Origin of the sequence: Streptomyces sp. NBC_00090 (assembly GCF_045160815.1) — a bacterium.
In the GTDB taxonomy this organism is placed as follows: Bacteria; Actinomycetota; Actinomycetes; order Streptomycetales; family Streptomycetaceae; genus Streptomyces.
The window spans coordinates 4,828,715-4,841,931 of the sequence record NZ_CP108224.1; the positions used below are offsets into that span (position 1 = coordinate 4,828,715).

The 13,217-nt window shown below is 65.7% G+C and carries 6 protein-coding genes and 3 rRNA genes; 6 read left to right on the forward strand and 3 right to left on the reverse strand.

Going from position 1 to position 13,217, the window contains the following annotated elements:
• Window positions 1-225 precede the first annotated feature (225 nt).
• Together OG361_RS21535 and OG361_RS21540 are read left to right on the forward strand one after the other, a co-directional pair.
• Window positions 226-1,590, forward strand: a complete 1,365-nt coding sequence (locus tag OG361_RS21535; RefSeq protein WP_405855876.1) for an NAD(P)/FAD-dependent oxidoreductase — start codon at window positions 226-228, stop codon at window positions 1,588-1,590.
• A gap of 106 nt (window positions 1,591-1,696) precedes the next feature.
• A complete protein-coding gene (locus OG361_RS21540) occupies window positions 1,697-3,346 on the forward strand; it encodes a SpoIIE family protein phosphatase (protein WP_405855878.1) in 1,650 nt (549 codons plus the stop codon).
• Between the two features lie 17 nt (window positions 3,347-3,363).
• Here OG361_RS21540 and OG361_RS21545 read toward each other — a convergent pair whose 3' ends face one another.
• Window positions 3,364-4,644: an MFS transporter gene (locus OG361_RS21545; RefSeq protein ID WP_405855880.1), complete on the reverse strand. Its 1,281-nt coding sequence runs from the start codon at window positions 4,642-4,644 to the stop codon at window positions 3,364-3,366.
• Window positions 4,645-4,798: 154 nt separating this feature from the next.
• On the opposite strand from OG361_RS21545, the gene OG361_RS21550 reads away from it, so the two are divergent.
• The 4 genes from OG361_RS21550 to rrf all read left to right on the forward strand — a co-directional run bounded on the left by OG361_RS21550 (window position 4,799) and on the right by rrf (window position 11,153).
• On the forward strand, window positions 4,799-5,365 hold the full coding sequence (locus tag OG361_RS21550) for a MarR family winged helix-turn-helix transcriptional regulator (RefSeq protein WP_384572076.1): 567 nt from the start codon (window positions 4,799-4,801) through the stop codon (window positions 5,363-5,365).
• A 645-nt stretch (window positions 5,366-6,010) separates the two neighbouring features.
• Window positions 6,011-7,536 (forward strand): 16S ribosomal RNA (locus tag OG361_RS21555).
• A gap of 289 nt (window positions 7,537-7,825) precedes the next feature.
• Window positions 7,826-10,949, forward strand: a 23S ribosomal RNA gene (locus OG361_RS21560).
• 87 nt (window positions 10,950-11,036) lie between these two features.
• A 5S ribosomal RNA gene (rrf, locus tag OG361_RS21565) occupies window positions 11,037-11,153 on the forward strand.
• Together the 16S, 23S and 5S rRNA genes form the textbook arrangement of a ribosomal RNA operon.
• Window positions 11,154-11,288: 135 nt before the next feature.
• Here the strand turns inward: rrf and OG361_RS21570 are convergent.
• Both OG361_RS21570 and OG361_RS21575 read right to left on the reverse strand, forming a co-directional pair.
• Window positions 11,289-11,960 (reverse strand): response regulator, encoded by a 672-nt coding sequence (locus OG361_RS21570; protein ID WP_405855882.1) that lies wholly within the window; start codon window positions 11,958-11,960, stop codon window positions 11,289-11,291.
• The gene (locus tag OG361_RS21575) at window positions 11,957-13,204 is read right to left on the reverse strand and encodes a sensor histidine kinase (RefSeq protein WP_405855884.1); all 1,248 of its coding nucleotides are present in this window, start codon (window positions 13,202-13,204) and stop codon (window positions 11,957-11,959) included. The genes OG361_RS21570 and OG361_RS21575 overlap by 4 nt, the downstream gene beginning before the upstream one ends.
• Window positions 13,205-13,217 lie beyond the last annotated feature (13 nt).

Here is a 13,217-nt window from a genome sequence, read left to right on the forward strand (position 1 = left end):
CCGGGTCAATTCAGAAGGGGGAGTTCCGTACGGTGCGCCCCCCGATCGGAGCAAGGCCCGGAACACTCCCGATTCCAACCCCCCACCCCACCCGTCACGCCCGCTGTGACCTGCGACTTTTCCCCCGTACCCCCCTCGCGCGCCACCCCACGCCTCCGTACCCCTCCGGTCACACAATTTGTCGAGCCTGTGGACAAACCACGGACGGCGTTGCGTCATGGGACAGTGACCGAACCTGCGCGCATTCTCGTGGTCGGCGGTGGCTACGTCGGCATGTACACCGCGCTGCGCCTTCAGCGGCAGCTCAGGGCCGAGCTCAGAGCCGGCGCCGTCGAGATCGTCGTGGTCACCCCCGAGCCGTACATGACGTACCAGCCGTTCCTGCCCGAGGCGGCCGCCGGCTCCATCTCACCGCGCCATGTCGTCGTCCCGCTCCGCCGGGTCCTCGACCGCTGCCGGGTGCTCATCGGCGAGGTCCGCTCCATCGACCACGCCAAGCGGACCGCGGCCCTGTCCACCCTCGCCTCCGAGGAGGAGGGCACCGGCGGCATGGAGCTGACCTACGACGAGCTGGTCCTCGCCCCGGGCTCGGTCTCCCGGACCCTCCCGGTCCCCGGCCTCGCCGACCACGGCATCGGCTTCAAGACCGTCGAGGAGGCCATCGGCCTGCGCAACCACGTCATCGAGCAGATGGACATCGCCTCCTCCACCCGTGACCCCGGGCTCCGCGACGCCGCCCTCACCTTCGTCTTCGTCGGCGGTGGCTACGCGGGCGTGGAGGCCCTCGCCGAGCTGGAGGACATGGCCCGCTACACCGCGCGGTACTACCACAACGTCAAGCCCGAGGACCTGAGATGGGTCCTCGTCGAGGCCTCGGACCGGATCCTCCCCGAGGTGGGCGGGGCGATGGGCAAGTACGCCATCCGCGAGCTCCGCGGCCGCAACATCGACGTCCGCCTGGGGACCCGCCTCGAATCCTGCGAGGACCGGGTCGCCGTCCTCAGCGACGGCACCCGCCTGCCCACCCGTACCGTCGTCTGGACCGCGGGCGTCAAGCCCGCCCCCGTCCTCGCCGCCACCGACCTGCCGCTGAACGAGCGGGGCCGGCTCCGCTGCACCGCGCACCTCGCGGTCGAAGGCGTCGCGCACGCCTGGGCGGCGGGCGACGCCGCAGCCGTCCCCGACGTCACCTCCGGGGCACCCGGCAGGGAGTGCGCCCCCAACGCCCAGCACGCCGTCCGCCAGGCCAAGGTCCTCGCGGAGAACATCGCCGCCTCCCTGAACGGCCGCCCGCTCAAGCAGTACGCGCACGCGTACACGGGGTCCGTCGCCTCCCTCGGGCTGCACAAGGGAGTGGCCCACGTCTACGGACGTAAAATCAAGGGCTATCCGGCCTGGTTCATGCACCGCGCCTATCACCTCAGCCGGGTCCCCACCTTCAACCGCAAGGCCCGCGTCCTCGCCGAATGGACCCTGTCAGGCCTGTTCAAGCGGGAAATCGTCTCCCTCGGCTCGCTGGAACACCCGCGTGCCGAATTCGAACTCGCCGCCGCACCGCCACCCGACCATGGCGACAAGCCGTCGTCCTGACATCACTGTCAGTGCACTCGTCCACACTGGACGTGTGACCATAGGTGGGCTCACACCTGCACAGCGTGACTCTGCACGGCACCGACACCACGAGGCATACAGATCCGTGAACTTCACCCGTTGGAGCGCCCGGCTCCCCGGCACGCAGCGCCGAGCGGCGCGGGGGCCAGAAGGCTCCGTGCCCGCCGCCCGCGGTGAGTACGGGCAGCAGCTGGAGCAGCTCGGCACCGCCGCCGACACCGCCGCCGACGTCCCCGCCCTGGAGGACTTCTCCGTACGGGAGCTCCTCGGCCGTCTCCCCGGCCTGGTCGCGCTCGTGTACGGCCCGGAGCACCGCATCGCGTACGTCAACGACGCCTACGCCGCCGCGTTCGGCCCCCGCCCCGCGGGCGCCACCGTCGCCGACACCTGCCCGGAGGCCGAGGACCTCGGCCTGCTGCCCCTCATGGACCAGGTGCTGCGCAGCGGCAAGCCCCGTACGGTCAAGTCCCGCCGCACCCAGGACGGCGGCTCGTACACGGTCACCTGCCTGCCCGTCGACAGCCACCACCTCGACGGCGGTGGGGTCCTCGTCCACGCCGCCGACGTCACCGACCACGCCGAGGCCGCCGAGCGGCTCCGCGCCAGCGAGCGCCGGCACCGCGAGACCGCCGTCACCCTCCAGCGCTCCCTGCTCCCGCAGGAGCTGGAGCAGCCCGACGACCTGCGGATCGCCGCCACCTACCAGCCCGGCGGCACGGACGCGGCCGTCGGCGGCGACTGGTACGACGTGATCACCCTCGGGGCCGGACGCACCGCGCTCGTCATCGGCGACGTGATGGGCCGCGGCGTGCGCGCCGCCGCCGTCATGGGCCAGCTCCGCACCGCGGTCAGGGCGTACGCGCGCCTGGACCTGCCCCCGCACGAGGTGCTCCAGCTCCTCGACGGCCTCGCCGCCGAGATCGACGCCAGCCAGATCGCCACCTGCGTCTACGCGATCCACGACCCGAACGAGGGCAAGCTCGTCTACGCCTCCGCCGGCCACCTCCCGATCCTCGTACGGGACGAGGACGGCACCGTCCGGCGCGCCGAGGACCCCACGGGCCCGCCGCTCGGCACCGGCGGCTGGCTGCACACCTCGGGCTCCATCGCCCTCCCGCCCGGTTCCACCGCCGTCCTCTACACCGACGGCCTGGTCGAGCGCCGCCGCGAGGACATCGACGAGGGCGTCGCCGCCCTGGCCCGCGCCCTCTCCGGCGCGAGCGGCACCCCGCAGGTCGTCTGCGACCGGCTGCTCCGCGCCCTGGGGGTCACCGCCGAGCACGACGACGACGTGGCCGTCCTCGTCGTCCAGCACCCCTCCCGCAAGGGAGCCAACGCCGAGCTCTTCCACAACGCGGCCCTGGAGCTCCTCGGCGGAGTGGAGGCCGCTCCCCGCGCGCGTGCCTTCGCCTCCGGGGTCCTGGCGTCCTGGCGCTTCCCGATCGAGCTGCGGGACCTGGGCGTCCTCGCCACCAGCGAGCTGGTGGCGAACTCCCTCCAGCACGGCACCCCGCCCATGCGGCTGCGCCTCCGCCGCACGGACCGGCGACTGATCATCGAGGTGACGGACGGAGACGACCACCTGCCGCGCCGCCGCAGGGCGGAAACGGAGGACGAGGCGGGTCGCGGGATCTCGATCATCGCGACGATCGCCTCGTCCTGGGGCAGCCGCCGCACGCCGGGCGGCGGCAAAGCGGTCTGGTGCGAGTTCGCCCTGCCGGACCGCGCGGACTAGGTCCGACCGGGTCCGTTCTAGGCGGAGGCCTCGACCCGCTGCTCCGCCTGCTCGGGCCGGTGGCTCGCGACCACCTTCGAGGGCTTGGCGGCGAGCGAGGGCTGGTTCTGCTCGGGGGTGAGCTGCCGGCCGAGCCGGACCGCGAGGAACGTGATGCCGAGCGAGAAGAGCACGAAGGTCACGATGTACGGACCGTGCAGCGCGGCCCCCATGGGCCCGCCCACGGCCGGACCGACCGCCAGCGCGAGCTGCTTGACCAGCGCGAAGGCCGAGTTGTACTGACCGACCATCGACTCCGGCGCCAGATCGGCCACCAGCGGCGCCACGGTCGGCGACAGCATCGCCTCGCCGAGCCCGAAGAGGGCGTACGTGGAGACGAACGCCGCGGTCGCCATGGCCTGGCTGCCGTGCCCGAGCCCCGCGTACCCGGCGATGAGCCACGCCACGGTCCAGATCAGACCGACGGCCGCGATCACCCGGGTCCGCTTGCGGCGCTCGACGAACTTCAGCACCAGGAACTGGGCGGCCACGATGACCGCCGTGTTGGCGGCCAGCGCCATCCCGAGCGTCGACGGCTGGATCCCGGCGGCCTCCGTGCCGTACGCGGCGAGGCCCGACTCGAACTGTCCGTAGCAGGCGAAGAAGAGGACGAAGCCGAGGACGCACAGCTGCACCATCGCCTTGTGCCCGAGCAGCGCGCGGACACCGCCACCCTTCCCGCCCTCGGAGGGACGGGTGTCCCGGAGCGCGGGGGAGCCCGGCATCCGGACGGTCCCCACGACCGCGGCGAGCACCAGGAACATCGCCGCCTCGATCGAGAACAGCAGGATGAAGCTGCCCGGCCGGCTCGTGTCGACCAGCAGGCCACCGATCAGACCACCGACACCGAGGCCGAGGTTCTGCAGGAAGAACTGCATGGCGAACGCACGGGTGCGGCCCACCGGCGTCGAGCACCAGACGATCATCGTGGCGAGCGCCGGCTGGAGCACCGCCGTACCGGCGCCGAGCAGCGCCGCGGCCCCCACGGCCGCCGGCACGCTGGACGCGAAGCCCATGCCCACGGCGCCCATGGCCGCCACGACGGAGGCCACGAGGAGCACGGGCACCGGCCCGCGCCGGTCGATGGCCCGCCCGCTGAAGGGCAGCACCACGAGCGCGGCCATGGCGAAGACGGCGAGAACGATGCCCGCGGTCGCCGCGCCCAGATCCCGCACCTGAGCGACGTACACATAGAGGTACGGCACGGTGAAGCCGAGTCCGAACGCGCTCAGCGCGCTGCCTGCCTGAATCCGGCGCATCGCAGCGCCCCTCGCCTTGGTCACACTCACCCACTTCGGTCGCAGGTTCAGAGATGTAGCCCTGAGCCTTGAAGACTTAAACCCTAAAGTTAACGCCTTAACAGTACACACCGAAGGACTTCAACGCCAACGAGGCCCGTGGAATACTTTCGGCATGTCCGACACCCCCGAGCGACCCGGCCCGCAGCCCCTCCAGGAGCCGAGCCTCGACGAGCAGATCGCCGCCTATCAGCGCGAGTACCGCGACCTCGACCCCCAGGTGGAGAAGGTCGTCTCCGCCCTCGGCCGGCTGAACCGCCGGATGAACGTGGCGTACGGCCGCCAGCTCGCCGACCTCGGCATCAGCAACGCGGAGTGGGAGGTCCTCAAGACCCTCGTACTCGCGGGAGCGCCCTACCGGCTCGGCCCGGGCGAGCTGGCCAAGCGGCTGGGCCTCACCCCGGCCGCCATGACCCACCGCATCGACCGCATGGCGGGCGAGGGCCTGGTCACCCGCGACCGCGACGAGAACAACCGGGTCCGCGTGATCGTCGAACTCACTGACGAGGGTCGTTCGAAGTGGCTGGAGGCCATGCGCATGGCCACGGACTTCGAGGAGGAGCTCCTCCAGGACCTCACGACGGAGGAGAGGGGAGTCCTCGGCGAGGTGCTCATCCGCCTCCTGCGCCGCGTGGAGCTCACCCAGCCGGACGCCGGCGGCCGCCTGAAGGACCTGGACTGAGGCCACCGCCGCCGCCACCGGCCGGGGGTTGACACGCCCCCGCCGGATGCGTAATGTTCTCCGAGTTGTCACGGAGCCGGAACGGTTCTTCGACAGCCACTCCCGCCGCTGATGCGGCACCTCTACTCAGCACGATCTCCCCACCGGGAAGAATTTCGGCATGCCGAAATTCAATTCGAAAGACTCGATTATGAGTTGACGGGGGAATCCGCTAGAGTTTGAGACGTCGGAACGGCCCAACAGCCGGAAAGACAAACCCCCCTGACTGGGAATCAGACGCCGAAAGGATCTGATAGAGTCGGAACCGCCGGAAGGGCCCGGAGCGAAAGCGAACGGGACCGGAAAGCACCGAGGAAATCGGATCGGAAAGATCTGATAGAGTCGGAAACGCAAGAACGAAGGGAAGCCCGGAGGAAAGCCCGAGAGGGTGAGTACAAAGGAAGCGTCCGTTCCTTGAGAACTCAACAGCGTGCCAAAAATCAACGCCAGATTAGTTGATACCCCGTCCATCTTCGGATGGTCGAGGTTCCTTTGAAAAAGTCCACCCCTAGCCGGGTGGCACACAGCGAGGACGCTGTGAACGATCGGTCTTATTCCGACTCGATCGTTCCGCTCTCGTGGTGTCGACCCGATTACGGGTAAACATTCACGGAGAGTTTGATCCTGGCTCAGGACGAACGCTGGCGGCGTGCTTAACACATGCAAGTCGAACGATGAAGCCCTTCGGGGTGGATTAGTGGCGAACGGGTGAGTAACACGTGGGCAATCTGCCCTTCACTCTGGGACAAGCCCTGGAAACGGGGTCTAATACCGGATAACACCGGCCTCTGCATGGAGGCTGGTTAAAAGCTCCGGCGGTGAAGGATGAGCCCGCGGCCTATCAGCTTGTTGGTGGGGTAATGGCCTACCAAGGCGACGACGGGTAGCCGGCCTGAGAGGGCGACCGGCCACACTGGGACTGAGACACGGCCCAGACTCCTACGGGAGGCAGCAGTGGGGAATATTGCACAATGGGCGAAAGCCTGATGCAGCGACGCCGCGTGAGGGATGACGGCCTTCGGGTTGTAAACCTCTTTCAGCAGGGAAGAAGCGAAAGTGACGGTACCTGCAGAAGAAGCGCCGGCTAACTACGTGCCAGCAGCCGCGGTAATACGTAGGGCGCAAGCGTTGTCCGGAATTATTGGGCGTAAAGAGCTCGTAGGCGGCTTGTCACGTCGGGTGTGAAAGCCCGGGGCTTAACCCCGGGTCTGCATCCGATACGGGCAGGCTAGAGTGTGGTAGGGGAGATCGGAATTCCTGGTGTAGCGGTGAAATGCGCAGATATCAGGAGGAACACCGGTGGCGAAGGCGGATCTCTGGGCCATTACTGACGCTGAGGAGCGAAAGCGTGGGGAGCGAACAGGATTAGATACCCTGGTAGTCCACGCCGTAAACGTTGGGAACTAGGTGTTGGCGACATTCCACGTCGTCGGTGCCGCAGCTAACGCATTAAGTTCCCCGCCTGGGGAGTACGGCCGCAAGGCTAAAACTCAAAGGAATTGACGGGGGCCCGCACAAGCAGCGGAGCATGTGGCTTAATTCGACGCAACGCGAAGAACCTTACCAAGGCTTGACATATACCGGAAAGCATTAGAGATAGTGCCCCCCTTGTGGTCGGTATACAGGTGGTGCATGGCTGTCGTCAGCTCGTGTCGTGAGATGTTGGGTTAAGTCCCGCAACGAGCGCAACCCTTGTCCTGTGTTGCCAGCATGCCCTTCGGGGTGATGGGGACTCACAGGAGACCGCCGGGGTCAACTCGGAGGAAGGTGGGGACGACGTCAAGTCATCATGCCCCTTATGTCTTGGGCTGCACACGTGCTACAATGGCCGGTACAAAGAGCTGCGATGCCGTGAGGCGGAGCGAATCTCAAAAAGCCGGTCTCAGTTCGGATTGGGGTCTGCAACTCGACCCCATGAAGTCGGAGTTGCTAGTAATCGCAGATCAGCATTGCTGCGGTGAATACGTTCCCGGGCCTTGTACACACCGCCCGTCACGTCACGAAAGTCGGTAACACCCGAAGCCGGTGGCCCAACCCCTTGTGGGAGGGAGCTGTCGAAGGTGGGACTGGCGATTGGGACGAAGTCGTAACAAGGTAGCCGTACCGGAAGGTGCGGCTGGATCACCTCCTTTCTAAGGAGCACAGTACCGATTGCAGGCAAATGTTCTGCACGGTCAGCTCATGGGTGGAACGTTGATTAGTTGGCGTGAGTGAACCTGATGGTTCTTCGAGTACTGCTTCGGCGTGGAAAGAAGAGTCCGGTGGGTGGCTCACGCTTGGCACGTTGTTGGGTATCTGAGGGTGCGGCCGTATGGTCGTTGCCTTCGTGATGCCGGCCCCAGTGAACTCATCGGCTTGTCCGGTGGGGTGATGGGTGGCTGGTCGTTGTTTGAGAACTACACAGTGGACGCGAGCATCTGTGGCCAAGTTTTTAAGGGCGCACGGTGGATGCCTTGGCACCAGGAACCGATGAAGGACGTGGGAGGCCACGATAGTCCCCGGGGAGCCGTCAACCAGGCTTTGATCCGGGGGTTTCCGAATGGGGAAACCCGGCAGTCGTCATGGGCTGTCACCCATGCCTGAACACATAGGGCATGTGGAGGGAACGAGGGGAAGTGAAACATCTCAGTACCCTCAGGAAGAGAAAACAACCGTGATTCCGGGAGTAGTGGCGAGCGAAACCGGATGAGGCCAAACCGTATGCGTGTGATACCCGGCAGGGGTTGCGCATGCGGGGTTGTGGGATCTCTCTTTCACAGTCTGCCGGCTGTGAGACGAGTCAGAAACCGTATGGATAGGCGAAGGACATGCGAAAGGTCCGGCGTAGAGGGTAAGACCCCCGTAGCTGAAATTCATGCGGCTCGTTTGAGAGACACCCAAGTAGCACGGGGCCCGAGAAATCCCGTGTGAATCTGGCGGGACCACCCGCTAAGCCTAAATATTCCCTGGTGACCGATAGCGGATAGTACCGTGAGGGAATGGTGAAAAGTACCGCGGGAGCGGAGTGAAATAGTACCTGAAACCGTGTGCCTACAAGCCGTGGGAGCGTCGCTCATTGGGTTTACCCAATGGGTCGTGACTGCGTGCCTTTTGAAGAATGAGCCTGCGAGTTTGCGGTGTGTTGCGAGGTTAACCCGTGTGGGGAAGCCGTAGCGAAAGCGAGTCCGAATAGGGCGATTCAGTAGCACGCTCAAGACCCGAAGCGGAGTGATCTAGCCATGGGCAGGTTGAAGCGGAGGTAAGACTTCGTGGAGGACCGAACCCACCAGGGTTGAAAACCTGGGGGATGACCTGTGGTTAGGGGTGAAAGGCCAATCAAACTCCGTGATAGCTGGTTCTCCCCGAAATGCATTTAGGTGCAGCGTCGTGTGTTTCTTGCCGGAGGTAGAGCACTGGATAGGCGATGGGCCCTACCGGGTTACTGACCTTAGCCAAACTCCGAATGCCGGTAAGTGAGAGCACGGCAGTGAGACTGTGGGGGATAAGCTCCATGGTCGAGAGGGAAACAGCCCAGAGCATCGACTAAGGCCCCTAAGCGTACGCTAAGTGGGAAAGGATGTGGAGTCGCAGAGACAACCAGGAGGTTGGCTTAGAAGCAGCCACCCTTGAAAGAGTGCGTAATAGCTCACTGGTCAAGTGATTCCGCGCCGACAATGTAGCGGGGCTCAAGCGTACCGCCGAAGTCGTGTCATTGCAGCGTATAGCCCCAACGGGTGTTGTGATGGGTAGGGGAGCGTCGTGTGCCGGGTGAAGCAGCCGCGGAAGCGAGTTGTGGACGGTTCACGAGTGAGAATGCAGGCATGAGTAGCGATACACACGTGAGAAACGTGTGCGCCGATTGACTAAGGGTTCCTGGGTCAAGCTGATCTGCCCAGGGTAAGTCGGGACCTAAGGCGAGGCCGACAGGCGTAGTCGATGGACAACCGGTTGATATTCCGGTACCCGCTTTGAAACGCCCAATATCGAGCCCATTAATGCTAAGGCCGTGAAGCCGTTCCGGACCCTTCGGGGAAAGGAAAGTGGTGGAGCCGTCGATCCAAGGTGGTAGTAGGTAAGCGATGGGGTGACGCAGGAAGGTAGTCCAGCCCGGGCGGTGGTAGTCCCGGGGTAAGGGTGTAGGGCGTGTGATAGGCAAATCCGTCACGCATTAAGCCTGAGACCTGATGCCGAGCCGATTGTGGTGAAGTGGATGATCCTATGCTGTCGAGAAAAGCCTCTAGCGAGTTTCATGGCGGCCCGTACCCTAAACCGACTCAGGTGGTCAGGTAGAGAATACCGAGGCGTTCGGGTGAACTATGGTTAAGGAACTCGGCAAAATGCCCCCGTAACTTCGGGAGAAGGGGGGCCATCACTGGTGATCGGATTTACTCCGTGAGCTGGGGGTGGCCGCAGAGACCAGCGAGAAGCGACTGTTTACTAAAAACACAGGTCCGTGCGAAGCCGTAAGGCGATGTATACGGACTGACGCCTGCCCGGTGCTGGAACGTTAAGGGGACCGGTTAGTCACATTTCGGTGTGGCGAAGCTGAGAACTTAAGCGCCAGTAAACGGCGGTGGTAACTATAACCATCCTAAGGTAGCGAAATTCCTTGTCGGGTAAGTTCCGACCTGCACGAATGGCGTAACGACTTCTCGACTGTCTCAACCATAGGCCCGGTGAAATTGCACTACGAGTAAAGATGCTCGTTTCGCGCAGCAGGACGGAAAGACCCCGGGACCTTTACTACAGTTTGATATTGGTGTTCGGTTCGGCTTGTGTAGGATAGGTGGGAGACTTTGAAGCCGTGACGCCAGTCATGGTGGAGTCGCCGTTGAAATACCACTCTGGTCGTGCTGGATGTCTAACCTCGGTCCGTGATCCGGATCAGGGACAGTGTCTGATGGGTAGTTTAACTGGGGCGGTTGCCTCCCAAAGGGTAACGGAGGCGCCCAAAGGTTCCCTCAGCCTGGTTGGCAATCAGGTGTTGAGTGTAAGTGCACAAGGGAGCTTGACTGTGAGACCGACGGGTCGAGCAGGGACGAAAGTCGGGACTAGTGATCCGGCGGTGGCTTGTGGAAGCGCCGTCGCTCAACGGATAAAAGGTACCCCGGGGATAACAGGCTGATCTTCCCCAAGAGTCCATATCGACGGGATGGTTTGGCACCTCGATGTCGGCTCGTCGCATCCTGGGGCTGGAGTCGGTCCCAAGGGTTGGGCTGTTCGCCCATTAAAGCGGTACGCGAGCTGGGTTTAGAACGTCGTGAGACAGTTCGGTCCCTATCCGCTGCGCGCGCAGGAATATTGAGAAGGGCTGTCCCTAGTACGAGAGGACCGGGACGGACGAACCTCTGGTGTGCCAGTTGTCCTGCCAAGGGCATGGCTGGTTGGCTACGTTCGGGAGGGATAACCGCTGAAAGCATCTAAGCGGGAAGCCTGCTTCGAGATGAGTATTCCCACCTCCTTGAGAGGGTAAGGCTCCCAGTAGACGACTGGGTTGATAGGCCGGATGTGGAAGCCCAGTAATGGGTGGAGCTGACCGGTACTAATAGGCCGAGGGCTTGTCCTCAGTTGCTCGCGTCCACTGTGTTAGTTCTGAAGTAACGAACACGCCCCCCTCTTGTGGGTGGTGCGGCGGTTCATATCTTCATAGTGTTTCGGTGGTCATAGCGTTAGGGAAACGCCCGGTTACATTCCGAACCCGGAAGCTAAGCCTTTCAGCGCCGATGGTACTGCAGGGGGGACCCTGTGGGAGAGTAGGACGCCGCCGAACAATCATTGTGGGAAAGCCCCGCACCTTATGGTGCGGGGCTTTTCTGCGTTCCGGGGCCGGAATCTTTCGCGGGCCTCGCGGCCCGCTGGTTCGTCGCCGTCCGTCCGTCAGTCAGTCCGTCAGTCCGTCGGCCGGTCAGGCCGGCGAGACCAGGCCCGTGTCGTAGGCCAGGATGACCGCCTGGACGCGGTCGCGGGCGCCCGTCTTCGCCAGCACGTGGCCGACGTGGGTCTTCACCGTCGATTCCGCGAGGTGGAGCCGTTCGGCGATCTCCGTGTTCGTCCAGCCCTGGCCGACGACCGTGAGGATCTCGCGCTCCCGTTCCGTGAGGGAGGAGAGACGCGGGTCCTCCTCGGGCGGGGCGGCCGCCGCGGCCGGCTGCGGCAGGTGGTGGATGTAGGCGTCCAGGAGGCGCCGGGTCAGGCTCGGGGCGACGACCGCGTCGCCGCTCGCGACCGCGCGGATGCCCGCGAGGAGCTCCTCCGGCTGGGCGTCCTTCACCAGGAAGCCGCTCGCGCCGGCGCGCAGGCCCTCGTACGCGTACTCGTCGAGGTCGAAGGTCGTGACGATCAGGATCCGGGTGCGGTCGCCGTTCGCGACGATACGACGGGTGGCCTCGATGCCGTCCAGGCCCGGCATCCGGATGTCCATCAGGACGACGTCGGGGCGGTGGCGGTCGACCAGGCGGATCGCCTCGGTGCCGTTCGAGGCCTCGCCGACGACCGTCATGTCGTCCTGGCTCTCCAGCAGCATGCGGAAGCCGAAGCGCTGCATCGGCTGGTCGTCCACGATGAGTACGGTCGTCACGAGGGGGAGTCCTCCAGGGGGAGTCGGAGACGGACGCGCCAGCCGCCGGCCGGCAGGGGGCCGCAGGAGACGTGGCCGTCGTAGAGTGCCGCGCGTTCGCGCATGCCGGTGAGGCCCTGGCCCTGGCCCCGGTGGGGTTCGGCGGTCGTCGGAGTGCCCGTGTCGACCACCTCCACCAGGAGTTGCTTCGGGGAGTAGGCCAGGAGAACGGTGGTCCGCGCCGAGGGGCCCGCGTGCTTGAGGGTGTTCGTCAGGGCTTCCTGGATCACCCGGTAGACCGTCAGCTGGGCGCCCGGCGCGAGCGGTTGCGTCGTCGGCTCGTCGCGGAGGTCGAGCCGTACCGCGAGGCCCGCCTTCCGTACGCCGGCGAGGAGGGTGTCGAGGTCGGCCAGGGTGGGCTGGGGATCACGGACCGCCTCCTGCTCGTCGTCGCGCAGGACGCCGAGGAGGCGGCGCAGGTCGTCGAGGGCCTGACGGCTCGTCGTACCGATGGCGTCGAGGGCCTGGGCGGCGCGCTCCGGGCTCTTGGCCGCCGCGTAACGGCCGCCGTCCGCGAGGCCGGTGATGACCGAGAGGTTGTGGCCGATGATGTCGTGCATCTCGCGGGCGATCCTGGTGCGTTCGGCCGCGGCGGCGAGCCGTATCTCCTGGTCGCGTTCGATCTCCAGGCGGCGGGCCCGGTCGACGAGTCCGGCGGTGTGGTCCCGGCGGGAGCGGACCACGATGCCGAGGAGGGCGACGAGGGCGTACGCCCACAGGATGGGGACGACGCGCTGGTCCCAGGTCTCCTGCGGGAAGCGGACCGCGCCCGTCACGAGCGGCGGAAGGATGAGGGCGAAGGACCACAGGAGCGCTCGGGGCGGGCGGGTGAGCGCGATGTGGAAGACCGGGATCGTCTGGAGGTATCCGGCCTGGAGGAAGGCCCCGGAGGCGTCGCTGACGAGCGCGGCGCAGGCCATCACGGCGAGCGCCGTCATGGGCCGGCGGCGGCGCCAGTAGAGCGGCAGGGTGAGGGCCAGACTGAGGACGACCACGAGCCCGACCGGTACCGACGGGTCCCGGGCGGTGTTCCGCCAGCCGCCGGCCGCGTCCACGAGGGCCGCCGCGGTCCAGGAGAGGGTCAGCGTGGCGTCCCACACCCAGGGGTGCCGGGCGTCGAAGGCCCGCGTCCGGGTCAGCAGGCGCTGGATGTGCCTGCTGAGACCCGTCGCCCCGACCGTGGGTGGTGTCTCCTCCGTGATCATCCGGTCATCATCC